Source organism: Geobacter sp. (genome assembly GCF_027327745.1).
In the GTDB taxonomy this organism is placed as follows: Bacteria; Desulfobacterota; Desulfuromonadia; order Geobacterales; family Geobacteraceae; genus Geobacter.
Genome location: NZ_DAHVYG010000069.1, coordinates 1 through 24,291, shown reverse-complemented (window position 1 = coordinate 24,291; position 24,291 = coordinate 1). Strand labels below are relative to the sequence as shown.

The 24,291-nt window shown below is 63.2% G+C and carries 19 protein-coding genes; 6 read left to right on the top strand and 13 right to left on the bottom strand.

Features of this window, described 5'->3' with window-relative positions; translation table 11 throughout:
• The 13 genes from M6689_RS13005 to M6689_RS12945 form a co-directional block, all read right to left on the bottom strand.
• Window positions 1-929 (bottom strand): DUF6531 domain-containing protein (locus M6689_RS13005; protein WP_298272476.1); only part of this gene is annotated, 929 nt, incomplete at its 3' end.
• Between the two features lie 59 nt (window positions 930-988).
• A complete protein-coding gene (locus M6689_RS13000) occupies window positions 989-1,438 on the bottom strand; it encodes an SH3 domain-containing protein (RefSeq protein WP_298272474.1) in 450 nt (149 codons plus the stop codon).
• On the bottom strand, window positions 1,435-4,062 hold the full coding sequence (gene tssH, locus M6689_RS12995; protein ID WP_298272472.1) for a type VI secretion system ATPase TssH: 2,628 nt from the start codon (window positions 4,060-4,062) through the stop codon (window positions 1,435-1,437). The genes M6689_RS13000 and tssH overlap by 4 nt, the downstream gene beginning before the upstream one ends.
• A gap of 68 nt (window positions 4,063-4,130) precedes the next feature.
• Window positions 4,131-4,541 carry a type VI secretion system baseplate subunit TssE gene (gene tssE / locus M6689_RS12990; RefSeq protein ID WP_298272470.1) on the bottom strand — a complete coding sequence of 137 codons (411 nt, stop codon included), beginning with the start codon at window positions 4,539-4,541 and terminating at the stop codon, window positions 4,131-4,133.
• 3 nt (window positions 4,542-4,544) lie between these two features.
• Window positions 4,545-5,936 carry a type VI secretion system baseplate subunit TssK gene (gene tssK, locus M6689_RS12985; RefSeq protein WP_298272467.1) on the bottom strand — a complete coding sequence of 464 codons (1,392 nt, stop codon included), beginning with the start codon at window positions 5,934-5,936 and terminating at the stop codon, window positions 4,545-4,547.
• Window positions 5,933-6,487 (bottom strand): type VI secretion system lipoprotein TssJ, encoded by a 555-nt coding sequence (tssJ, locus tag M6689_RS12980; protein WP_298272465.1) that lies wholly within the window; start codon window positions 6,485-6,487, stop codon window positions 5,933-5,935. Before tssJ ends, tssK begins: the two co-directional genes overlap by 4 nt.
• A 203-nt stretch (window positions 6,488-6,690) precedes the next feature.
• On the bottom strand, window positions 6,691-7,779 hold the full coding sequence (locus M6689_RS12975; protein WP_298272463.1) for a chemotaxis response regulator protein-glutamate methylesterase: 1,089 nt from the start codon (window positions 7,777-7,779) through the stop codon (window positions 6,691-6,693).
• Window positions 7,780-7,805: 26 nt separating this feature from the next.
• Window positions 7,806-8,678 (bottom strand): CheR family methyltransferase, encoded by an 873-nt coding sequence (locus tag M6689_RS12970; RefSeq protein WP_298272461.1) that lies wholly within the window; start codon window positions 8,676-8,678, stop codon window positions 7,806-7,808.
• 58 nt (window positions 8,679-8,736) lie between these two features.
• Entirely contained in the window at window positions 8,737-10,479 is a 1,743-nt protein-coding gene (locus M6689_RS12965) for a methyl-accepting chemotaxis protein (protein WP_298272458.1), read from the bottom strand.
• Window positions 10,480-10,519: 40 nt separating this feature from the next.
• Window positions 10,520-10,999, bottom strand: a complete 480-nt coding sequence (locus M6689_RS12960) for a chemotaxis protein CheW (protein ID WP_298272456.1) — start codon at window positions 10,997-10,999, stop codon at window positions 10,520-10,522.
• Between the two features lie 33 nt (window positions 11,000-11,032).
• Window positions 11,033-13,060 carry a chemotaxis protein CheW gene (locus M6689_RS12955; RefSeq protein ID WP_298272454.1) on the bottom strand — a complete coding sequence of 676 codons (2,028 nt, stop codon included), beginning with the start codon at window positions 13,058-13,060 and terminating at the stop codon, window positions 11,033-11,035.
• Window positions 13,057-13,392 (bottom strand): STAS domain-containing protein, encoded by a 336-nt coding sequence (locus M6689_RS12950; RefSeq protein ID WP_298272451.1) that lies wholly within the window; start codon window positions 13,390-13,392, stop codon window positions 13,057-13,059. The genes M6689_RS12955 and M6689_RS12950 overlap by 4 nt, the downstream gene beginning before the upstream one ends.
• A gap of 311 nt (window positions 13,393-13,703) precedes the next feature.
• Entirely contained in the window at window positions 13,704-16,718 is a 3,015-nt protein-coding gene (locus M6689_RS12945) for a PAS domain S-box protein (RefSeq protein ID WP_298272448.1), read from the bottom strand.
• Window positions 16,719-17,099: 381 nt separating this feature from the next.
• Here M6689_RS12945 and cas3 point away from each other — a divergent pair, with 381 nt between their 5' ends.
• From cas3 to cas5e, 6 genes are read left to right on the top strand one after another with little or no spacing between them, the layout of a single operon-like run.
• The gene (gene cas3 / locus M6689_RS12940) at window positions 17,100-19,661 is read left to right on the top strand and encodes a CRISPR-associated helicase Cas3' (RefSeq protein ID WP_298272446.1); all 2,562 of its coding nucleotides are present in this window, start codon (window positions 17,100-17,102) and stop codon (window positions 19,659-19,661) included.
• Window positions 19,658-21,181 (top strand): type I-E CRISPR-associated protein Cse1/CasA, encoded by a 1,524-nt coding sequence (gene casA / locus M6689_RS12935; protein ID WP_298272443.1) that lies wholly within the window; start codon window positions 19,658-19,660, stop codon window positions 21,179-21,181. The genes cas3 and casA overlap by 4 nt, the downstream gene beginning before the upstream one ends.
• On the top strand, window positions 21,178-21,666 hold the full coding sequence (gene casB, locus M6689_RS12930) for a type I-E CRISPR-associated protein Cse2/CasB (protein ID WP_298272440.1): 489 nt from the start codon (window positions 21,178-21,180) through the stop codon (window positions 21,664-21,666). Before casA ends, casB begins: the two co-directional genes overlap by 4 nt.
• Window positions 21,663-22,349 carry a type I-E CRISPR-associated protein Cas6/Cse3/CasE gene (cas6e, locus tag M6689_RS12925; protein ID WP_298272437.1) on the top strand — a complete coding sequence of 229 codons (687 nt, stop codon included), beginning with the start codon at window positions 21,663-21,665 and terminating at the stop codon, window positions 22,347-22,349. The genes casB and cas6e overlap by 4 nt, the downstream gene beginning before the upstream one ends.
• A gap of 28 nt (window positions 22,350-22,377) precedes the next feature.
• On the top strand, window positions 22,378-23,415 hold the full coding sequence (gene cas7e, locus M6689_RS12920; RefSeq protein ID WP_298272434.1) for a type I-E CRISPR-associated protein Cas7/Cse4/CasC: 1,038 nt from the start codon (window positions 22,378-22,380) through the stop codon (window positions 23,413-23,415).
• The gene (gene cas5e / locus M6689_RS12915) at window positions 23,405-24,139 is read left to right on the top strand and encodes a type I-E CRISPR-associated protein Cas5/CasD (RefSeq protein ID WP_298272431.1); all 735 of its coding nucleotides are present in this window, start codon (window positions 23,405-23,407) and stop codon (window positions 24,137-24,139) included. Before cas7e ends, cas5e begins: the two co-directional genes overlap by 11 nt.
• Window positions 24,140-24,291: the final 152 nt, after the last annotated feature.

The window sequence follows — 24,291 nt, the reverse complement described above, 5'->3', positions numbered from 1 at the left end:
GTGAGGGTGTTTCCGGAGGGGTCTTGCTCCACGTTCCTGAAGCCGGAGAAATAGAAGTTGTAGGTGGCAGTAGTCCCCGCAGGCCCCTGGCGGGGAACGGTCTGGGTCATGACACGGCCCAAAGAGTCATAGGTGTTGGTTGCTGTTGTAATCGTCAGGGGATTGGTCAGGCTGGTCATCCGGTGGTTCGCGTCGTAACCGTACCCCCAGACCTTTCCTTCCGGGTCGGTGTAACTGGTCAGGTTGCCGTTGGCATCATAGCCGTAGGATGCCGAAAGGCCGGTGAAATAGCCCGATACATTGTTTATGCGCCCTTCGGGGTTGTATTCTATCTGAAGAAAACGGTTAAAGGCATCTTTGATCATCGTCAAGTTATTGCCGCTATAATAAAAAGCAGCGTTATTTCCGTCCACATCGCTCAAATTGGCAATCTGTTTGTTTGCATTAAAATCGAGACGCGTGCCGAACCGCTCCAGGAGTCTGAAGGTGCCGTCCGTGTTCTTGAACAGTTGTGTCGTGATGCCCGGAGGGGGCATATAACTTCCGTCGGCAAGCTTGATGAATTCCACCGTATTTTTTCCCATGTGCACGGTAACGGCGTTGTCGATCAACTGGTCGACCCCCCACTTGCTTGCCAGGGAGGCAACCATCCATACTTGGATGTTATCCTTGGTTTTCAGCAGGTCGAGGCTCACGTAAAGCGCCGCAATCAGCGAAGCGGCGTCCACCGGCTGGCGTTTCCCGAGCCCCGGATCGCCGTGGCTGGTGGCGCTGAGATAGATGTCGTAATTGTGGGTCCAGCCATGACCGAGAGTCTTTTTCGCAAGATTGAGCCTGCTGTCGTAGGAACGGGTAAACGCAAGCCCAAGCGGGGCACTGCCGCCGATCGCAAGGTCGGCGTGGTCGTAATAATACGCGCCGCTTGCCATGTCTACCGGTTCTTTGGATGAAGAAATTACCGTTGCGGATATACACCGAATCCAGGCGCTTACTCCCGCCCCTCCACGTACTTCCTGAACACCCACCCCTCAAGCTCCCTCTTCCCCCGGCTCCAGCGGATCTTCACCCAGTTCCCCTCTTCGCCGAGGATTTTGATCCGCTTCCCTCCCCGGAGGACGGCGACCGGTCTATTCCTGGACGACGGATCGGGGCGCACGTTCACGTATTTGTGATGGTGCCTGATCCGGCCGGCGACCGGCTTCAGTGAGGCTGGCGGTGCCGGTGGGGCTGCCGGAGAGGGGACTGGCGCCGGTGGCGGTACGGCGGCCGGTGATGGGGAAGTCGTGGGTGCGTCGACTTCGAAGCCGGTCCCCGGCGCCAGGGGGCCGGCGTGTTCGGCGACGGGTGGCGTGTTCACGGTGGCACAGGCGGTCATGAGGGAGAGGGGGATAAGGAGCGCCATCCTGGCGAAACGGGTCCGTTGGTGATGCTGGGTCATGGGTTCGTACCTCCGGAATCAAAGGTGACGGCAAAGGAGCCGTCGTCCGCTGCGTCGAGCCGGATCGCCTCCGGCGTTTCTCCCGTGCCGAGCCGCACCAGCAGCTCCCGGGAGAGTAGCGGCAGGAGGGTGCCCCGCAGGATGTGGTCGATGGTGCGGGCGCCGCTCTCCACCTCGGTGCAGCGGGCGGCGATGCGGGCCGTGACCGCAGGCGACCACGAGAGCGCCGTCCGGCTGTTCTCCCGGAGCCGCTCCGCAATCCGGCCGAGCTTCAGGGTGACGATCTCCTCCAGGTGCTCCGGAGCGAGGGTCAGGTAGGGGACCAGCGTCATCCGGGCGAGGAGCGCCGGCTTGAAGTGCCGGGAGAGGGACGGGCGGATGGCGGCGGTGAGCTCATCCAGAGCCGGTTGCCGCCCTTTGGCGCAGAGATCGGTGACGATATCCGAGGCCAGGTTGCTCGTCAGGAAGATGACGGTGTTGGCGAAGTCGATCACCCGCCCCTCGCCGTCGGCGAGCATCCCCTTGTCGAAGACCTGGTAGAAGAGGTTGAGGACGTCGGGGTGGGCCTTCTCCACCTCGTCCAGAAGGACCACCGAATAGGGCTGGCGGCGGACCGCCTCGGTGAGGACCCCCCCCTCGCCGTACCCCACGTACCCCGGCGGCGAGCCGATGAGGCGGCTCGTGGTGTGGCGCTCCTGGAACTCGCTCATGTTGATGACGGTGAGAAACCGCTCGCCGCCGAAGAGAAGGTCGGCCACGGCCAGGGCCGTCTCGGTCTTCCCCACCCCCGAGGGACCCACCAGGAGAAAGACCCCCAGGGGTTGCCGCGGCTCCTTGAGCCCGGCCGCGGAGGAGCGGAGCACCTCGGCCACGGCGGAGAGGGCCGGCTCCTGCCCCCGGATGCGGCGGCGCAGGTCGTCCTCCAGGGCGAGGACCCCGGCGGCCCGGTCTTTCTGTAGGCTCCCGAGGGGGATGCCGGTCCAGTCGGCCACCACCCGCGCCACCACCTCCGGGTCCACCTCGATCCGCACCAGCGGCCCGTCCTCCTGGAACTCCGCCAGCCGGGCCGTGGCCTCCGCCACCCGGGTTTTCACCGCATCGCTCTCTTCCCTTCCCGCCGTCGAGAGCTCCTTCCGGAGGGCCACCACCGTCGCCGCCAGCTCCCGTTCCCGGTGCCAGCGCGCCGTGACGGCAGCCAGCTCTTCCCGCAGCGTCGTCAGCTCCTCCGCCAGCGTCCGAAGACGCTCATCGTCCACTTCCCGGCCGTGGAGCCGGTCGCGGAAGAGGGCCGCTTCCTCCCGCGTCAGGGCCTGGATACGGCGCTCCTTCTCCTCCACGCTCCCCGGCTTGCCGGTGAGAAGGAGCTTCACCCGGGCCGCCGCCGTGTCGAGGAGGTCCACCGCCTTGTCCGGAAGCTGGCGCCCAGAGAGGTAGCGGGAGGAGAGCTCCGCCGCCGCCCGGATGGCGTCGTCGCGGATCACCACACCGTGGGCCGCCTCGTACTTCTCCTTCAGCCCCCGGAGGATCAGCACCGCGGTCTCCACCGACGGCTCGTCCAGCTTCACCGGCTGGAACCGGCGGGCCAGGGCCGCGTCCTTCTCGAAGTACTTCTTGTACTCGCTCCAGGTGGTGGCGGCGATGGTCCGCAGCTCCCCCCTCGCCAGGGCCGGCTTGAGGAGGTTCGCCGCATCCCCCCCGCCGGCCTGCCCCCCGGCGCCGATCAGGGTATGGGCCTCGTCGATGAAGAGGATCACCGGCCGGGGAGACCCCTTTATTTCCTCGATGACCCCTTTCAGGCGGTTCTCGAACTCCCCCTTCACCCCGGCCCCCGCCTGGAGGAGCCCCAGATCGAGCCCCAGGAGCCGTACCTCCCGGAGCGCCTCCGGGACGTCCCCATCCACGATCCGGAGCGCCAGCCCCTCCACCACGGCGGTCTTCCCCACCCCGGCCTCGCCGACCACGATCGGGTTGTTCTTCCGCCGCCGGGCCAGGATGTCGACCATCTGGGCGATCTCCCGGTCGCGGCCGAAGACCGGGTCGATAGCGCCTTCTGCCGCCTTCTCGGTGTAATCGGTACAGAAGCGTCCGCGGGCCGTGGTTTCCCGGGGCTGACCATCGGCAGACGCGGGACGGTTTCCGGAAGAAGCGTTCTCAACGGAACCGGCCGTTGCCGTGGCGAAGCGGGAGAGGAGCGTCTCCCGGCCTATGGGCATGAGGAGGTCCACGTAGCGGCCGCTCGTCAACTGGAGCGGCCGGGCGAGAAGCGCCAGGAGGAGCGCGCCGGAGCGGATTGCCCCTTCCGCCAGATCGAGGGAGGCGATGAGCCAGGCTTCCTGGAGCCACTCCAGGAGGACCGGCGAGAAGACCGGTTTGCCCGAGTTGCCGGTGGGCAGCTCGTCGAGTACCCGCGTTATTCCGGCTGTGACCGATGCGGAGTCAATCTCGAAGGCGCGGAGGATGAGGGGAAGGTCGCCGGCAGGCTCTTCCAGGAGCCGTGCCAGGAGGTGCTCCACGGTCACCTCGTAGTGGCCGCGGGCGACGCAGAGGCCGGCCGCCCCTTCCAGGGCGCGGCTGCAGAGGGGATTGAGGCGGGAGAGAAGGGCTTTCAGGTCAACGGTGAGCATGTGACGTCATTTCCTTATCTATGTTTTCGGTGATGAGTCTTTGCACACAAGTCTCTGCTGTGCACGGGCTATCGCCTGACTGTAACCTTTCCGTCCGTATCCACGATCGTCTCGAAATAGACATTGGGCCTCTCCGCCCCGGTGATCTGGGCGGCAATCCGGAACCGGAGCGCGAGGAGGTCGTCCTCCTGGGGGAGGAAGGCGACCTGCACCCCGGCGAGGCGCGGCTCGTATCTCTGGATGGCCGCGCAGATGCTCGCCTCGATCTCCCGCACCGAGTCGGGGTAGGTCTGGAGGAAGTCGAGAAAATCGGGGACGCCGAAGTCGGGTGCGATGGGGGCGCTCCCTTGCCTTGTGTTGAGGATGAGCCGCAGGTGGGCGAGGACCGACTCCACCAGGCGGCCGTGGTCGGTCCGGCCGCGCCGGGAGGGGTCGCGCTCGAAGGCGCGGATGCGTTCCAGGAGGCGTTCTTCGCGCACGGGTTATCCCTTCGCCAGCACCATCAGCTCCGCCTCCAGGTCGGCGGGGGCGCTTGTCCAGTAGAGGGCGATGGCGTGTTCCCGCTCCACCAGCGGCCACTGGTCACTGGTGGCGTCGACGGCGAAGTAGTGGGTGTCGGAGCGGCGGGGAAGCTCCTGGGGGGGGATCGAGAGGTGGCTGAGGCCGATGCCGGGAAGGGCGCGGGCGGCCAGGACCGGGAGGTGCTCCCGGGCGCTCAGCTTTGCGGCGGTATCCAGGGAGGGGAGGAAGAGGGTCGGCTCGGTGGCGGTCCGCAGGGCCAGGTAGTAGCGGTTTCCCCCCGCAAAGACCGAGGGCTTCAGCTCGGCGGCGAAGAAGGTGCCGTCGTGGAGGAGGCGGATTACGTAGTCGGGGCCGGCGGTGATCTCGTCCAGGAGGCGGGCTACGAGGTCCCGGGCCGCGGCGAAGCACTCCCAGAGGTTTCGGTGGTCGTAGGGGGGGAGGAGCCGGAAGCCGTCGTCCAGCTCCCCCAGGGCCGAGACCCGCTCGGAGAAGGAGGAGAGCTCGCCGACGAGCTGGCGAAGCGCCCCGTAGACCTCCCACGGGTGAACGCTGCGCGCCTCGGTCAGGTGGAAGAGGAGCGGCACGTGGCGATTCACGGAGCGCAGCGCCAGGAGGTAGACCATGTCCCGGGAACCGAACTCGGCGTTCTGGATGCCGCGCTGCTTCTTGTGCTCCTCCAGTTGGCGGCTGCGGGCGGCCACCTGGTCCCGGACCTCCCGGACGATGCGGAAGAGGGGCTCGCTCGCCTCCAGGACGAGGCAGGGGGGGGCGAAGTGCGGGGCGAGCCGCACCTCGGCCCCGAAGCGCTCCAGCCGGGCGGCTGGGATCAGATGCCAGTCGCCGAGCTCCTCCCGCTCGTTATCCCAGAATATCTTCAGCACGTGGCGAAGCCGTTTCGCCGGGCCAGGAGGGCCTGCCGAGTGGAGGTCGCGCATCTCCTCCGGGTCGGTTGCGGCGGCAAAGCGGGTTGTGACGGCAGAAAGCCCCTCCAGCCGCTCCACCTGAGTCACGTTCGCGCCGGCCTCCTGCCACTTGCGGAGCCCTACGTAGACCATGAGGGGCCTGTCCCCCTCCAGCCAGGAGTCGTCGAAGGAGCGGGGCTCGCAGAGGGCATTCTCGCCGATGACCGCCCAGCTGCCGTCGGGGAAGAGGAAAGAGCCGGAGCGGATCGAGAAGACCCTGGTGCCGAGGGCGCTCTCCTCGATGTCGAGTTCCCCGACCCCCCAGAAGTGGGGGTGGAGGTGGCTGAAGAGGGGGGCGAGGCGCCCCTGGACCGAGAGGTCGAGTTGCTGGAAGTGGTGGGGCTGGAGAAAGAGTCCCTGGTGCCAGTAAAGGGGGGGATGGGCGGTCATGGTTTTTCTGGTTCCTCCTTGACGTCCTGGAGCTCCCGCGGTCCCAGGATGAGTCTGATGTCGATGGCGCCCGGCTTCACGGTCGTGGTCCGGCTGAACCACCCCTTCGTCTCCTCCACCGCCGGGATCGGATAGAGGCGGACCGTCCCCTCCTTGTGGAGGTTGTAGTAGCCGGCCACGAAGCCGACGTAGCGGGCCCCTTCGGCCCGGTCGAGGGTTTCGGCCAGCTCCCCCCCCGGCTGGATCACGAGCTGCTTCGTGGTGGCCACCCCGGGGTCGAAGCGGCCGCACTCCAGAAGCTTCACCAGTCCGTCCGGTTCACTGCGGAACTGGTTGAAGGCGTTGGGGTCCCGGAGCTGGTAGACGCAGGCCACCAGGGCGTGGGGAGTGCGCTGGAAGAGGTTCAGCTGGCGGTCGCCCGTGAGGCGGAGGCGGATCGCCTCCTTTTCGAAGCCCCACTCCACGGAGGGCTTCACCTCCGGGGTCGATGAGCAGGCAGTGAGCCACAAGAAGGCAAACGGCAGCAGTTGCAAAGCGATGCGGCGCTTCATCGTATTCTCCCTCTGCATTGTAGGGACGTTGGGGTAAGACGGGTCTCGTGCGGACAGCTCTTGGGGATGAGGCTTTCCTAGACTCATCTAATGTAAAAAATCTTTTATTATCATTTCTTGCGGCGCTGTGTCAATCGGGTTGAGCGTGAGACGTGGGGCGTGAGACGGGAGACGTGAGACGGGAGACGGGAGGCGATTTCGCTTTAGACCCGGAAGGCCTTTTCTCCCTGGGCGGAGAGCCATCCCACGAGGCTGCGGCCGATCTCGTGAAGCGGCAGTACCGTGTCGACTCCTCCCCTGGCGATGGCCTCCTTCGGCATCCCGAAGACGACGCAGCTCTCCTCGTCCTGGGCGATGGTGAACGCCCCGGCCTGGTGCATCTCCGCCATGCCGTCGGCGCCGTCGTCCCCCATGCCGGTCAGGATGACGCCGGCGGCGTTGTTGGCGGCGGCGTTGGCGGCGGAGCGGAAGAGGACATCCACGGAGGGGCGGTGCCGGTTCACCGGGGGGCCGTCGGAGAGTTCGGCGACGTAGTTGGCGCCGCTGCGGGCGAGGAGAAGGTGGCGGTTTCCCGGGGCGATGTAGGCGTGGCCGGGGAGCACCCGGTCGCCGTGCTCCGCCTCTTTCACGCTGATGCGGCAGAGCCCGTCGAGGCGCTTGGCAAAGGTGCGGGTGAACGCCTCGGGCATGTGCTGGGTGACGAGGATGCCGGGGGAGTCGGCGGGCATGACGCCCAGCACCTCCTTGAGGGCCTCGGTTCCCCCGGTGGAGGCGCCGATGACGATCACCTTCTCCGTGCCGGCGTACCGGCGATGCATGACCGGCAGGACCGCATCGGCGCTCTGCTTCGGCGCCACGGTGCGGTGGAGCTGGGGCGGTCCCGGCCGTTTCAGGCGGGCCCGGGCGGCAACGCGGATCTTGTCGGTGATCTCCCGGGCGTATTCCATGATCCCGTTGCGGATGTCGAGCTTCGGCTTGGTGATGTAATCCACCGCCCCGAGCTCCAGGGCGTGGAGGGTGATGTAGGAGCTCTTCTCCGTCAGCGACGAGATCATCACCACCGGCATCGGGCGAAGCCGCATCAGCTTTTCGAGGAAGACCAGGCCGTCCATCCGCGGCATCTCCACGTCGAGGGTGAGGACGTCAGGGTTGAGGGCCTTGATCTTCTCCCGGGCGATGAGGGGGTCGGCGGCGACGCCGACCACCTCCATGTCGGGCTGGCTGTTGATGATCTCCGTCAGGAGGCTGCGGATGAGCGCCGAATCGTCGACGACGAGAACCTTGATGGCCATGGTGAATCTCCAATGAATGGCGTCCCTCAGGGGGAGACCGGCGCGTAGACCGTTTTGCCGCAGAGCCGGAACAGGTCGTCGGCGTGGTGGAAGCTCTCGGAGTGGCCGGCGAAGAGAAGCCCCTCCGGCTGGAGCCGGGGAAGGAAGCGCTTCAGGACCTGGTACTGGGTTTCCTTGTCGAAGTAGATCATCACGTTGCGGCAGAAGATGGCGTCGAACCGCTCGGTGAGGGGCCAGCGCGCGTCCAGGAGGTTGAGCCGCCCGAAGGTGACGAGCCGCTGCAGTTCGGGCTTCACCCGGACATGGCCGGCGTTCTTCCCCTCGCCCCGAAGGAAGAAGCGCTTCATCCGGGCCGGGGAGAGCTCCTTCACCCGCTCCGCGGGGTAGATCCCCCGCCGCGCCCGCTCCAAGGCGCCGGTGTCGATGTCGGTGGCATGGATCCTCACCGGCGGGGTGAAGCTGTCGAACTGTTCCACCACCGTCATGGCAAGGGAATACGGCTCCTCCCCCGACGACGCCGCGCTGCTCCAGATGGTGAGGGGACGGCGCAGCGGCAGCAGTTCCTCCAGGTGCCGGACGAGGATCGGGAAGTGGTGCGGCTCGCGGAAGAAGGCGGTCAGGTTGGTGGTGAGGGCGTTGATGAACTCCTCCCGCTCCCCCTCCTCCTCCCGCTCCACGAGGTCGATGTAGGCGGCGAAGGAGGCAATCCTCCTTGCCCGCAGCCGCCGGGCGAGGCGGCTGTAGACCATGTGCTGCTTGTGGGGGTTGAGGGAGATGCCGGCGCAGCGGTAGATCAGCCCCCGGATCCGCTCGAAGTCGGCGGCGGTGTAGCGGAACTGGTGGAGGCCGGCGGCGCCGTCCCGGGCGGAAGATGTCAGGTAATTCACTCCAGCCGTCATCGGCAACTCCTGGCTCAAGACCCCATTCGCTAGCCCCTGATAGTCCCTAGCTCCTGACTTAGAACTCCTTCCAGTCGTCATCGTCGTATCCCACCGCCTTCGGCAGCGGGGCCTCCTCCGGTGCCTGCTCGGGCTTGTGATAGCCGTTGTCGGCCCCCTTCGGCTTCGGGAGCTGCTTTACGGGCTTTGCCGCTTTCGGCGCCGCGGCTGTTTTCCGGGCCGGTTTCTTTGCCCCCTGGAGCGATTCTTCGAGTTTGAAGCGGCTCACCATCTCCACCATGGCGTTGGCCTGCTCCGCCAGCGACTCCGCCGCCGCGGCCGCCTCTTCCACGAGGGCCGCGTTCTGCTGGGTCACGTCGTCCATCTGGGTGATGGCGGTGTTCACCTGCTCGATGCCGCTCGACTGCTCCAGGGAGGCGGCGGAGATCTCCGCCATGATGTCGGTGACCCGCTTGATGCTCGTCACGATCTCCTGCATGGTGCTCCCCGCCTCGGTCACGAGGCGGCTGCCGTCCTCCACCTTGCCGACCGAATCCTCGATGAGGGCCTTGATCTCCTTGGCCGCGGCGGCGCTGCGCTGGGCGAGGCTTCGCACCTCGCCGGCCACTACGGCGAAGCCGCGCCCCTGCTCGCCGGCCCGGGCTGCCTCCACCGCCGCGTTGAGGGCGAGGATGTTGGTCTGGAAGGCGATCCCGTCGATGACGGTGATGATGTCGGCGATCTTGCGGGAGCTGGCGGTGATCCCCTCCATGGTGGTCACCACCTTGCCGATCACCTCTCCCCCCTTCACCGCCACGTCGCTGGCGGTGACCGCCAGCTGGTTGGCCTGCTGGGCGTTGTCGGCGTTCTGCTTCACGGTGGAGGTGAGCTCCTCCATGCTGGAGGCTGTTTCTTCAAGGGCCGAAGCCTGCTCCTCGGTCCGCTGGGAGAGGTTCACGTTGCCGGCCGAGATCTGCTCCGTGGCGGTGGCGATGGAGTCGGCCCCGCCGCGGACCTCGGCCACGATGTGGGAGAGGCTCTCGTTCATGTGGGTGAGGGCGGTGAGGAGCTTGCCGGTTTCGTCCGCGCTCTTCACCTCGATGGTGGTGGTGAGGTCGCCGGCGGCGATCTGCTCGGAGACCGCGATCGCCTCGGCCAGGGCCCGGCGGATCCGGTTCGCCACCAGCCAGGCGAAGAGGAAGATAAGGAGCGCGAAGAGGACGGTGGCACCGACCACCTTCAGCCTCAGGGCGTTGAGCTCCTTCTGGACATCATCCACGTAGATGCCGCTCCCGATGATCCAGCCCCACTCCTTGACCAGCTTGACGTGGGAGATTTTGGGGCTCGGCGCCGTGGCCCCCGGCTTCGCCCATTGGTACGCCACGTCTCCCTCCCCCTTCTCCCTGGCGATCTTGGCGAATTCCACGAAGATCTGCTTCCCGTCGGGGTCCTTGATGTCGTCCAGCTTCTTCCCGTCGAGCTCCGGCTTGATGGGGTGCATCACCATCACCGGCTCCACGGTGTTGATCCAGAAGTACTCGTTCCCCTGGTAGCGGAGGGCGCGGATGTTGTCGATGGCCCGCTTCCGGGCCTCGGCCTCGGTCAGCTCCCCGCTCTTCACCTTTGCCAGGTAGCCGTCGACGAGGGTGACGACGGTGTCGACGGCGCTTCGCACGGTTTGCTTCTTCTCGGCCATGAGCTTCTGCTCCACCAGCGGGAGGAGGTAGAAGAGGATCCCGGCGATGAGGACGACGATGGTCGCCACCGAGATGCTGAGGATCTTCGTCAGGATCGTCCAGTCTTTGAAGTGCTTGAATTTCATCGGTCTCACCTTTCTCCGCGTAGTATCGGTGGGCGGCCCCTCAGGCCGCCAGGTCCACGAGCTGCATCTCCGCGCTCCCCATGAGCGTCTCGATGTCGACGAGGATCAGCATCCGCTCGTCGACGGTGGCGAGCCCCGCCAGGTAGCGGGTGTCGAGGCTCGACGAGAGCTCCGGGGCGGGCCTGATCTGTTCCGGCGCCAGGGCCGCCACGTCGGAGACCCCGTCCACCACCATCCCCACCACCCGGCCGAGGACGTTGATGATGATGACCACGGTGAACGGGCCGTACTCCACGGTGCCGACGCTGAACTTGATCCGCATGTCGACGATCGGGACGATCACCCCCCGCAGATTGATCACCCCCTTGATGAAGTCGGGGGTGTTGGCGATCCGGGTCACGGCGTCATAACCGCGGATCTCCTGGACCTTGAGGATGTCCATCCCGTACTCCTCGCTGCCGAGGGTGAAGGTGAGGTACTCCCTTGTCCCGCTCGCCGCCGTTACTGTTCCCTGCTCCATATGCTTCCCCCTTGGCTTCGAAGGTAACGCGGGTTACGCTCGCGCGGCCCGTTCCCTGCTTTTTCCCCGCCACAGCGCGGTGATTTCTCCCACGTCGAGGATCAGCGCCACCCGGCCGTCCCCCATGATGGTCGCCCCGGCCGACCCCGGGACCTTGCGGTAGTTCTCCTCCAGGCTCTTGATCACCACCTGCTGCTCGTCCACCAGGGCGTCCACCTGCAGGGCCACCCGGTCCCCCTCGGCATCCACCACCACCAGGACCCCCGCTTCGGGGCGCTCCGCGGCGCCGTCGATGGCGAACAGTTCATGGAGGGGGATGAGCGGCAGGTATTCCCCCCGCATCTGGAGGACGCGGCCCGTGCCGTTCACGGTCCGGATGTCGCCGGCCTGGGGCTGGAGCGACTCGACGATGGCGTTGATCGGGATGATGAACTTCTCCCTTCCCACCGCCACCGCCAGGCCGTCCAGGATCGCCAGGGTGAGGGGGAGGCTCAGGGTGATCCGCGTACCCCTTCCCGTCTCGCTGGCGATGCCCACCCGTCCCCCGAGGGCCTGGACGTTGCGCAGCACCACATCCATCCCGACCCCCCGGCCGGAGACGTCGGTGACCGTCTCGGCGGTGGAGAAGCCGGGGGCGAAGATGAGCTGCCAGACCTCGTCGTCGGTCAGGGCGTCGCCCACGGCGATCCCCCGCTCCGCCGCCTTCTTCAGGATCTTCTCCCGCTGGAGCCCCGCCCCGTCGTCCATGACGTCGATCACGATCTTTCCGCCGATCTGGGAGGCCCGCAGCGTCACCGTCCCGGCGGCGGGCTTGCCGGCCGCGATGCGGGCGGCGGGGGGCTCGATGGCGTGGTCCAGGGCGTTGCGCACCAGATGGGTGAGGGGGTCGGCCAGCTTCTCCACCAGCCCCTTGTCGAGCTCCGTCGTCTCTCCCACCAGCCGCAGCTCCACCTCCTTGCCGAGCTTGGCGGCCAGGTCCCGCACCAGCCGGGGAAAGCGGCTGAAGACGAGGCTGATGGGGACGAGCCGCATCGACATGACGCTTTCCTGCAGGTCCCGGGTGTTGCGGGAGAGCTGCTGGAGCCCCCGGTGGAGATCGGCGAACTGCACCGGATCGAGGACCGCCCCGAGCTGGGCGAGCATCGCCTGGGTGATGACCAGCTCCCCCACCTGGTTGATGATCTGGTCCACCTTGCCGACCCCGACCCGGATCGACCCCTCGGCCTGCTCCCGTCCCCCGCGGTTCTCCGGCGCCGGCGCGGCTCCCTGGCGAGGTGCGGGCTCCTCTGCGGCCGATGCCGGCCCGGCGGGGGGGAAGTCGACGGCGGTGAAGGTGAGGTCGCTGTCGTCGGCCACGAACTCGAAGATGTCGCGGATCTCGCTCTCCGGGGCCGCGGTTTCCAGTTGCAACTCCCAGCGGCAGTGGCAGAGCTCCGGGTCCAGATCGGGGATCTCCGGCGCTCCGGCGACGTCGGCCCTGACGGTGACTCCCCCCAGGCCGGCCAGCTCGTCGAAGAGGTTTTCGATCCGGATCCCCCGGCAGAAGATGTCCGGCGAAGGGGTGAAATCGATACGGTAGCGTTTCGCTCCGGCGGAAGGAGGCGCCCCGCCGCAAACCGTTGCGGCCGGGGGAGCGGCATGGGCCGCCGGCTCGGCGATGAGCCCCCGGAGCGCGCCGCATACCCGGTCGATGGCGTCCCGGTCCACCGGCGCCCCGTCGCGGTGTCCGGCAAGCTGCATGGCGATCACGTCGGTGGCCTGCAGGAAGAGATCGACCATGGGGCGGGTGAGCCCCATCTCGCCGCCGCGCACCCGGTCGAGGAGCGATTCAAGTTCGTGGGTCACCACGGTCATGTCGCCGAAGCCGAAGATGCCCCCTCCCCCCTTGATGGAGTGGGCGGAGCGGAAGATGGCGTTAAGTTCCTCCCGGTCGGGGTTGCCGGGGTCGATGGCGAGGAGGAGGCGCTCCATCTCGGCCAGGTGCTCGGCGCACTCCTCGAAGAAGACCAGGCCGAAGGAGCTTATGTCGATCGTCGGCGTTGTGCCGGTGACAGCGGTCATTTTCCCGGCCCCCCCGTTCCTTCCAGCTCGTCGTCGAACCCGAGGAGGGAGACGCTCGAGCGGAAATGCTCCGGCGGGTTGACGATCGCCGGGGCGAAGCCGTGCCGGCGCAGATGCCGGACAAAGACGGCAAGGAGCTGACAGCCGCTGGCGTCGATGGTTTCCACGTCGCGCACGCAGATCTCGGACTTCGGCGGGGGGGCCGCCGCGCCCCTGCCGGCGAGGAGCGATCCCAGGTGGACGGTCAGTTCGTTCAGCCGCTCGGTGACGCCGCTGATGGACCAATCGCCGCCGAGGGTGATCCGTGCGGGGGTGTCGGCCTGTTCGGACATGGTTCGTCCCTCCTCAGCATTGCAGTTTGTGCAGGCCGGACGGTGCGCCCGGCCTGCTTTCTCATTAGCACGGGAAGTGCCAGGCTGTTTATAATATAATTTCAATGATTACAGCGGATTGCGGTTGGGTGGCGCGGGAAGGGGTGCGACGGAAGTTGCTCCCACCGGACGCACCGGCGGCAGATGCCCGCGGAATGCCGGCGAACACGGGCTGCAACCGTAGTCCGGGGTGCTCGTTTTGTCGCACCGGTCTGCAAGGGAGGTGTAGGCGGGAAAGGGGGGATTTTGAAGCGGCGGCAGGGATGGGACGATTACCCCGGGGAAGCTCCCGGTGGTGCCAGCGGCAGGGTCACCGTGGCGGTGGTACCGGCGCCGGGGGACGACTCGAATCGGAGCGCCCCGTCGTGCTCCTCCATGATGGAGGCGCAGATGGAGAGCCCGAGCCCGGTCCCCCCCCGTTCGAGCCTGGTGGAGAAGAACGGCTCCGTGAGCCGCGCCATGACCTCGCCGCTCATCCCTTCCCCTTCGTCCCGGACGGTGATGACGACGGCGGCGGCGGCCCGGTCGACCCGGGTGGCGACGGTGAGCCCCGCCTCCTTGCCGGGGAGGGCCTGGAGGCCGTTCATGATCAGGTTGATCACCACCTGCTCCACCTGCTGCGCCTTGCCGAGGGCGGGGGGGAGGGTGTCGTCGAGCCGGAGCTGGAAGATGTCGGTGTGGCGGTGGATGTGGTGGCTCAGGATCAGGGCCGCGTCGCGGATGATCTTGTTGACGTCGATGGGGGCGTGGCCGGCCGCCTTATCCTCCCGGGCGAAATTCTTGAGGTTGCCGACGATGGCGCTGATCCGGCGCGATCCCTCCCTGAGACCCAGGAGGAGGCGGGGGACGATCCGCTCCACCTCGTCGGCGGGAAGCCCGCCGAGGGTGACGTTGTCCGCCGACTGGCGGTGCCGAACCAGGAGCGGCATGACGTCGAGCCAGATCCTTTCGAGAATGCCGGCGTTTCCCTGGATGAAGGTGTTGGGGTTGTTGATCTCGTGGGCGATGCCGGAGACGAGGATGCCGAGGGAGGTCATCTTGTTGGCGTGGATCAGCCGGGCCTGGATGTTGCGGGACTCCTCCTCCAGCCGGACCCGGTCGGTGATGTTGCGGATGGAGCAGTAGATGACCTCTTCGTCGCGGAGCCGGATGATCTTGCCCCAGATTGAGACGATGATCGCCTCGCCGCTCTTGCGGGCGGTCCCGAGGCGGTCCAGATAGAAGGGGGCGCTCTCCCCCCGGGGGGGGACCGCCCGGATGAAGGTGGCGTAAGCCTCGGGAGAGAAAAAACTCCATGGGCTCTGCCGTCCGAGTTCGTCGCGGGAGTAGCCGAAGAGCCGCTCCGCCGCCGGGTTGACGTCGAGCACCTTGAAGCTTTCGCGCCGGAGCAGGACGATGGCGTCCTCGTTCTGCTCGAAGAGCCCGCGGAAGCGCTCCTCGCTCTCCCGGAGGGCCTCCTCGGCCCGCTTGCGCCCCTCGATATCCCGGGCGATGCCGGTGGTGCCGACCACATTGCCCCCCTCGTCGATGACCGGGGTCTTGATGGTCTCGATCCAGCGCCGTTCCCCCGACGCTTCCTCCAGGGGCTCCTCAATACGTTTCCGCTGGCGCAAGGCCATGACCTGCCGGTCGTCCTGGCGGTAGAGCTCCGCCAGGTCCCGGGGCCAGACGTCCAGGTCGTCTTTGCCCACGAGCGCTGCGGGGGTCGAGTTGCAGGAACGGGCGAAGGCTTCGTTGACGGCGATGAAGCGGCTCTCGGCATCCTTGAGCCAGACGAGGTCGGGGATGTTGTCGAGGATCGCCTGCTGCTGCCGCTGCAGGGCACGGATTTCCCGCTCCGCATTCTTGACCTTGGTGATGTCTACGATGATGCCGACAATACCCTCAACCCGTCCATCCTGGTGGCAGAAGGTGGCCTTGGTGAACATAACTTCGTGTGAACCATCGACCCACGTAACGTTCGACTCGAATACCTGAATGCCGGGAGAGGAGATGAGTTGCCGGTCCATCTCCGCGTATGACTCGGCCACCTCTCTAGGTAACAGGTCGTAGATCGTTTTTCCGACGACTTCTTCTTCACGGACCCCGAGGGAGGTCATGAAGGCCCGGTTACAGGTTAGGTAGACGCCAGCGGAGTTCTTGTAGTAGACCGGGCTCGGAATGGTGTCGATCAGTACCTTGAGGAAGCGAATGTTTGCCTCCAGTGCCTCCCGTTCCCGTGCCCGCTCGATGGCGATGCTCGCCAGGCTTGCGGCCCGCTCGATCAGCCGCAGCTCGTCGTCGGTGGGACGGCGGACGGTGCGGTAGTAAAGGGCGAAGGTGCCGAGGAGCTCGCCGGTGCTGGCGAAGATCGGCGACGACCAGCTTGCCCGCAGTCCGTGGGCGAGGGGGAGCTTGCGGTACTTGGCCCAGAGGGGGTCGGTGGCGATGTCGGCCACGATCACCTGCCGGCGCTCGTGGGCCGCCGTACCGCAGGAACCGACGGCCGGCCCGATCCTCGTGCCGTCGATGATCCGGTTGTAGTCGTCGGGGAGGCTCGGCGCCGCCCCGTGACGCAGGTGCGACCCGTCGGCATCGGCCAGGAGGACCGAACAGAGCCCCCCCTCGCTCTGCCCCTCGATGGTGAGGCAGATCTGCTCCAGTACCTCGGTCAGGGGGACCTCGCCGGCGATGAGTGCCATGATCCGCTGCTCCCCCTCTCGGAGGCGCTCCGCCCGCCGGGTCTCGGTCACGTCCACGAAGGATCCCACGAGGGAGGCGCCGCAGCCGTCCCCCCCGGGGATGAGGCTCGCCGTCAGCCGGACGAACATGGTGCGGCCGTCCTTCCTCCTGCCGATCAGCTCCCCCGACCAGTGGCCGTTCGCCAGCACCTCGGCCGTGACCGCCTTTGCATCCTCCGGATATTCCCAGAGCTCGGTCGTCTGCCGCCCGAGGAGTTCGTCTTCTTCCCCGAAGCCCCACATCTCGCGGAACGCCCGGTTCGCATAGGTGAGCCTGCAGCCGGTATCGCAGAAGGCGATGGCGGTGACCGAGGAGGCGATGGCCGCCTCCTTCAGTTCCAGCTCCCGGACGGTGCGGCGCCTGGCGGCAAGAAACGCTCCGGCAGCCAGGGCGAAGATGACGGCGATGAGGATCGCCGCGGCAATCACCCCGACGCGCATTTGCTCGACTGTTGCCTGGCGCTGCGCCTCGCCGTCAATCTGGATGACGAAATATCCCGTCGCCAGGGCGATGGCCGCGATGACGGCGGATACGGAGAGGGGAATCGAGCTCCTGAAACTCTTCATGGGTGACGAAGGCCTCGACGCATGGAGGGGGAGAGCGGTCACCGTGCGGGCGTCCCGCTGGCGGTGGTGTATAAACTTATCGCTCTTTTCGTGGAAATGTTTAGCGGTAAAAACGTTTAGTTGCCTCTGTTGGATAAATCTAATATCGTGACGCACATCCCCCTTTCCCAACGGGGGACGTGGTCTGGCGGATCAAATGCCGAGCGCGGGGCGCCGGTTGTTCCACGGTAGGCTTGCAAATGATGCACACCCAAAAGTCCCTCTTTATGAATGGGGGGCGTGGTTCGGGCTGGTAGGGTGCTGGAAGGTGGTTGGGAGGGGGAGATGGGAGATTCTCTGCCGGGATATTTTCGGTACTGGGGGAAGGCGGAGAGGCGCTAAATGAATTTTTGGGCAAAAACAACTTCAGACGGCAAACCCGGCATTTCCGTGTATGACCACATGGTCAATGTAGGGTGCGTGGCGCATCGCATTGCTGAAGTATCGCCGGGACTGCTTGCACGGTTTAATTTGCGTGAATCGGAAATTGGCGCCCTTGCCGCTCTCCATGACCTCGGCAAGATATCTCCCGGATTTCAGCGAAAGTGTGAGGCATGGCTTGAAGAGAACAACTTGATGACCGTGGCCAGGAACGGCTGCTGGGATACGGGAACAGAACCCGATCACGGCAAGGTTTCCCATTCTGCGATCCAGGTTTTCCTGGTGCAGCAAGGTATTGCCAGAAGCATCGCCAAGTATGTGGCAGCTGCCCTCGGCGGGCATCATGGAAGGCTGAAATATCTTCCCAATGATCGTGGAATAAGGCCGCCGCTCATCAAGGAGATTACTGACAGCCGCAGCGGCGTCGAATGGAACTCTGAACGTCTCAAGTGTGCTCAGAAGGTTTGGGCATACTTCAAGGTGGAAGGTTCCATCGATGCGCTCGCCGGGGACTCAGCTGCCATCTGGTGGCTTGCCGGCCTTACGTCTGTTGCCGACTGGATCGGCTCGGACGAGCGTTATTTCTCCCCTGCACCAAGAACGACTGAAGAGGATATTGGTTTCCTTGCCCGCCATGCCCTTGATTCCATCGGGTTCACCCTGCCGGACATCGAGAAGGGTTTGACTTTCGAAGAGATTTTCGGGTTTCCTCCGAACGATATGCAGAGAAAGACCCTTGCGACCATTGCCGGCCCCGGTGTGTATGTTGTCAAGGCCCCGATGGGAATGGGGAAGACCGAGGCGGCTTTGGGTGCTGCGTACCAACTGATGGTGGCCGGAAAGGCAAACGGCATCTACTTTGCGCTCCCGACCCAGGCGACCAGCAACCGCATTCACCTGCGCTTGAACGAGTTTCTGCAACGCATATCACCCGCATCAGGTCCCAGCCGGCTTATTCACGGCAATTCCTGGCTCATGCGGGAAGACTTGGAGTACAACCCCGCATCAAACGGGAAACAGGAAAAATCGGCAGAGGACGCGCGGAACGGCAGAGATTGGTTTGCATCGGCCAAACGGGCACTGCTTGCCCCTTTCGGAGTCGGCACGGTTGACCAGGCCCTGCTCGGTGTGGTTGCCGCAAAACATTTCTTTGTCCGCCACTTCGCACTTGCCGGCAAGGTGGTCATACTTGACGAGGTCCACTCCTACGACATTTATACCGGCACCCTCATTGACAAGCTCATTGCTACCCTCGAAGGGCTTGGCTGTACGGTGATCGTCCTATCCGCCACGCTGACCGGCAAACGTCGCGGTCAGATCGTTTCCGCCGACGGTGATGCAATGGGAGATGCCGAGCAACCATATCCGCTCATTTCGGGCCGGACAGAAGGAAGCGTACTTGACCCGATGCCGGCAAACCCACCCCCCTCGCGGGAGATCAAGGTGGAATTCGCTGTCGGCGAGCGGGCGGTTGAAGAGGCAATGGCCGTTGCCCGCAAAGGTGGCGCCGTGCTCTGGATTTGCAATACTATCGGCGCGGCGCAGAAGCAGTTCAAGCGGTTCAAGGAGCTTGCGGACGGCGAGTTGCCCATCGGCCTGCTGCATGCACGGTTTCCCTTCTGGCGGCGCGAGGAGCTTGAGGCGGCATGGATGGAGCGCTTCGGGAAGGAGGGCGCGACGAGATGCGGCTCGATTCTCGTATCGACGCAGGTGGTCGAGCAGAGCGTCGATCTCGATGCCGACCTGCTGATTACCGAGCTCGCGCCTACCGACATGCTGCTGCAAAGGCTTGGTAGGCTTTGGCGGCATGAGCGGGGAAAGCGGCCGGTCGATACGCCGAGGATCTGCATCGTCGAGGAAGAGAAGACCCTTGATGAACTGCGCCAGATGGCGCCGAAGGAAGTTGTTCGAGTTCTCGGCGGAAAAGCGCAGGTTTACGCGCCATTCGTTCTTCTCCGTTCGCTTGAAGTCTGGAAAAAACAGGCAGAAGGAGTGTCGATTCCGACCCAGGTGCGACAACTGATCGAATCCACCTACGAGGACCGGGAGCACGAACCTGCCGGCTGGTCCGAGCTTTTCAGTGAATGGTACGGGACCGATTCGGCGAAAAGGATGAAGGCGCTGATGAGCCTGAATATCTGGCAGCCGGCTCTTGAGGATCAGGAAGGTGTTCAGACCCGCATCAATGAGCTTGAAACGGTTTCGATGGTCCTCTGTCGGGGCATTACCACGCAGGAGGCGTTGTTCATCGACGGCGCAAAAGCTGAACTTGGCGGCGATACGTTCCGATTTACCACTGCCCGCGCGATTCACCGGAATCTGGTGAAGGTTCCCTTGCATCACTTCGAGCGGGTGGAGGCTTGTCCCGAGTTTGACGAATACATGTACGAGAGGCAGTGCGTCGGGATTGTTGGGGAGGATGGGACCGTAGCGGTCAAGGGATTGAAGGAAGGCGTAAGGTTGTCATATTCGGACGAGGTTGGGCTGTTTGTCGAGAAGCGATCAGGAAAGGAGGGAGTATGAACGTTGCTTTTGACCCGTGGATACCGGTTGTCGACGCCACAGGGACCCGAGAGCTGGTAAGCCTGTGCAGTGTACTTACCGAAGGTGGGAAATATGCCGATCTTGCTGTGCGCCCGCACGAGCGGGTCGCCCTGATGCGGCTGTTTCTCTGCGCGGCTCATGCGGCGCTGGATGGACCGAAGGATTATGACGAGTGGTGCGAGGTGCCGAAGCGGCTGCCGGAGGTGGCGCACAAGTACCTGACGGAGTGGAGAGATTCCTTCGAACTGTTCCACCCGACAAGACCGTGGTTGCAGGTGGCGGGGCTGAAACCTGCCAAGGAGAATGATGATAAATCGTTTACGCCTCTTGCGAAACTTGATTTCTCTTTGGCGAGTGGCGCAGCCTCTACTCTTTTCGACCACGACGGGGTCAATAATTCAAACAGGTTGTTTGATCTTACACAGTTAGTATTGGGTTTGATTTCGATTCAGAACTTTTCAACGTGCGGACTGTTGTCACGTCCATTATGGAACGGGAAAGCCACTCCAGACTCGGCGAAGGATGCACCTTGCATAACCTCCTCGATGTATCACGTGTTTTTGGTAGGGAAGGACCTGAAAGATTCCATCTGCATAAACCTTTGCGACTTTGAAGAGTTGTCACTACTCATGAGTGGATCGGCTAATCAAGGCTGGCTTGGTCGTCCAGTGTGGGAACAGATGCCAAAGAGCGAAGCAGATGCAATATCGACGGGAACATTTCTCGGTCGTCTGACGCCGGTTTCAAGGGCTATCCGTTTGTTTGAAGGAAGTTCCAAAATGCTTTATGGCGAAGCATTGAGATACGCCACATATCCAGACTTCCCCCAAGAATTCAATACGTCTGTTGTTGTTAGGAAAACGAAGAAGAAGGAAGAAAGGTTTCTGGTGGGAGCAAAACTGAATGTCCGGCCATGGCGGCAATTGGACGCGATCCTTCAGTACAATCTCCCTGGGAAAACCCTGACGCATGCCCTCAATCTGAATCATCTAGAAGGCGAGCCTATTGACATCTGGGTTGGAGCTTTGGTCAGAAACCCGGGTAAACAGGATATACTGGATTCAATTGAATCAAGATTTCATATCTCAAAGCGATTTCGCACAGAAACAGGATGTGCTATTTATGCTACTGAAGTCCAAAAAGCACAAAGCGTATCAAGATTATTGGACACAGCAGTCTATATTTATCGTTCTGAGCTTGATAGTGGTGACGGTAAAGGGCTTGGATCATCGGCATTGACACATTACTGGACAACTGTTGAAAACAATCTGCCTGTCCTCATGAAGCATATTGACGCCATAGGAACAGACGAAGCAACTCCTACTAATCAATTGTGGCGAAGCAAGCTCTATGATGCTGCTCGCGAAGCTTATGCAATCGCCTGCGGCCGGGAAACTCCACGGCAAAGAAAAGCTTTTGCCAAAGGATGGCTGGAATTGACTTCAATAAATCGAGAACCGGAAGACGATACCAATGAGACCACGGAGGAGAATCCATGAGCAACCTTCTCGAACGGCTCCGCAGGTGCAAGGATGACCGGGGAATGATGGCGAATCTCCGGTGCATACTTGTGGAGAACAAGAAACATCGCGCCTGGCCTGCTTTGAATCGGCTTGGAGTGGCGATTGACGATCATGTTGCGGCATTCGTGGCTGGACTGTATGCCACCCATCCAGAGGAAACCTCCAACGGCAATTTCGGCGTCACCTGCAAGGCAATCGAACAGAAACGGGGAGACAAGCGGGGCGACGACAACAAGCTGACCCCGACCGAAAGGCGCTTTCAGCATCTGCTTGCGGCCGGCAGGGACGAAGTTCTGGAGCGGGCCATGCGTATGGTGCTCATGGCGAAATCACAAGGTGTTCCGGTCAACTACGCGAAGCTTGAATCTGACCTGAGGTTCTGGACTGAGCGTACCAAGACCGAATGGGCTGCCGCCTTCTGGGCGCCGGGTGCAGAACCCATTGGCGAGGAGGCTATATGAACTGGCTCGCCCGAATGGAAATCGATGCAGAGATTGCCAGCGCCGAGGGGGTCTGCGACAGTTACGCCTGGCACAAGAAGATTTGGGACTGCTTCCCGGATATGCCCGATGCGCAGCGGAATTTCCTGACCCGGATCGATCCGCTGGAAGGCGCTTTCCGGGTATGGGTCTTGTCCGGCACAAAACCGGTCTGGCCGCACTGGTGTCCTCAGGAAGCGTTTGCCCTCAAAGAGATATCGCCTTCTTTCCTGTCGCACCGGCATTACGCCTTCGACGTGCGGGCAAATCCCGTGAAGGCCCAGGTGCAGCGGGATTCCAACGGTCAGCCCCTGCTCAAGGCGAACGGAAAGCGGAAATCCGGGAAGCGGATGCCTTTGGTCAATCCCGATGAATTGCGGGCCTGGCTGATTCGCAAGGGCGAGGTTCGGTGCCGGGATCGAGAGACCGGACAGGAAATCCCCGGCGGGTTTCGTATCGTAGAAGAGAGGCCCCTCGAAATCAGTCCGATGGTGGAGAGCCATTTCCGCAAGAAGGGGCAGAGTGCATACCACGGCGGCGTCCAGTTTCGCGGGACGTTGGAAGTGACCGACCGGGAGCATTTTACCGAAACCTATCGGTCGGGTATCGGCAGCGCCAAGGGATTCGGCTTCGGCCTGCTGCTGCTCGCGCCGGTCAACCTGTAATCAAATACCAATAAAGGAGAGCCAATCAATGAAACACCTGGAACTGCACATCATCCAATCCGTCCCCGTTGCCTGTCTCAACCGTGACGACCTCAATTCGCCCAAGACCGCTGTTTTCGGCGGCGTCCAGCGGGCGCGGGTATCGAGCCAATCGTGGAAGCGGGCGATTCGGGAAATGGCGAAGGAATTGGCGCCGGAGAATTTCAAGGGAGAACGCACCCGTCTGATGTATGAGCCTCTTGTCAAAGCCATGGTGTCGGCTGGGGTTACAGATGCTGACGCAGACGAAGGTGCAAAGAAGATAGTCGATGAACTGGTGAAGCTCGATACCAAATCGAAGGACAAGGTAAAATCCACCACTCTCTATTTCATGTCGCCGCTTGAATTGGAAACCCTTGCCAAGGCATACGCTGAGACGAAGGATGCAAAGAAGACGCTCAAGGCGGTTGATGCCAAGTCCTTGAAGGACGCTGCCGATATTTCCATCTTCGGCCGCATGGTCGCCACCGACCACTCCCTGACAGTCGAAGCAGCCTCCATGTTTTCCCATGCCCTCTCAATTCACAAGGTTGACAATGAAATCGATTTCTTTTCGGCTGTGGACGATCGACAGCCAAAGAAAGACCCCGGTGCTGCAATAACCAGCACCCTAGAGTTCAACTCCGCCACCTACTACCGGTTTGCCGCCCTCAATCTGGACATGCTCGCCGATGATGAGCACCTCGGCTGTCTGAGCAGGGAAGAACGCCAGAGCGTGGTGGGAGCCTTTGTCGAGGCGACGATCAAGGCCCTCCCAGGGGCACGCAAGAACACCATGAACGGCAATACCCTGCCGCTCTATGTGCTCGGCGTCGTCCGTGAAAACGGACACCCGATCCAACTGGTGAACGCATTCGAAGCGCCGGTTCGCTCTTCGCAGGGGTATGCGATCAAGTCAGTTGAATTGATGAAAGCGGAGTATGCGAAGTTGAAAGAAACCTGGGGCATTGAGGCCGTCTTTGAACAGTCGATCCCCGACGTGAATATGAAAACCTTCGTTTCCGGGATGGTGGCCCATGTTATCTGATAAATCATATCTTGCCCTCCGGCTGGAAGGGCCGCTCCAGTCATGGGGATTCGACAGCCAATACAACCGGCGCAACACGGGGCTTATGCCGACCAGGAGCGCCATCGCCGGCATCTGCTGTGCTGCTCTCGGCTATTCCCGCGGGAGTGCGAGTGAACAGGAGTTCCTTGCCGCATTCAGAAGCGTCCGCATGACCGCAATCGCAATTTCCAGAACCGGCATTAGAAAGGAATTAGCGGTCAGACGGTTGCAGGATTATCACACGGTTGGCGGCGGCTATGATCCCAACAGTCCTGATGAGCGGGGAAGTATCACCATAGCCGCCGAAGACGGAAAACCACGGGCAAAGAATGGTCAATCTCTTGCCGTTCTTACTCATCGCCAATACCTGACAGATGCGGCTTTTGGCATTCTGCTCGAAGGCGAAGGAATGCTGCTCAAACAGATGGCCGATGCGTTGGAAAATCCTGTCTGGGGAGTATGGCTCGGGCGTAAGGCCTGTATTCCGACAGCGCCGGTGCTGGCCGGCCTGAGGTCTGATCGGGGCGAAGCGTTGAGCCTCCTCATTGGAACAAGGCCGCTTGAATCCTTAACCCGACAGGAAGAAGTGGAGAACTTCGCCGATGGCAGGGACAGCCTCCCCGACGTGCCGGTGTCGTTCGCTTCCGAGCGGCGGCTGTTTTCGCCAAGGAGGGTGAAAACGTGGCAAGCCGGAGAGAGATAATGAAGCTGTTAATCCTCATTATTTCAAATTGGGGACAAAGTTTCTGTGCCTGCAGCAAAAGGCAAATCCCCCCGGCTGCGCCACCCCCCTTTTTCAAAGTGGGGTAAAGAGTTATTGAATCAAGAAAACACCCCCACTTTGACAAAGGGGGG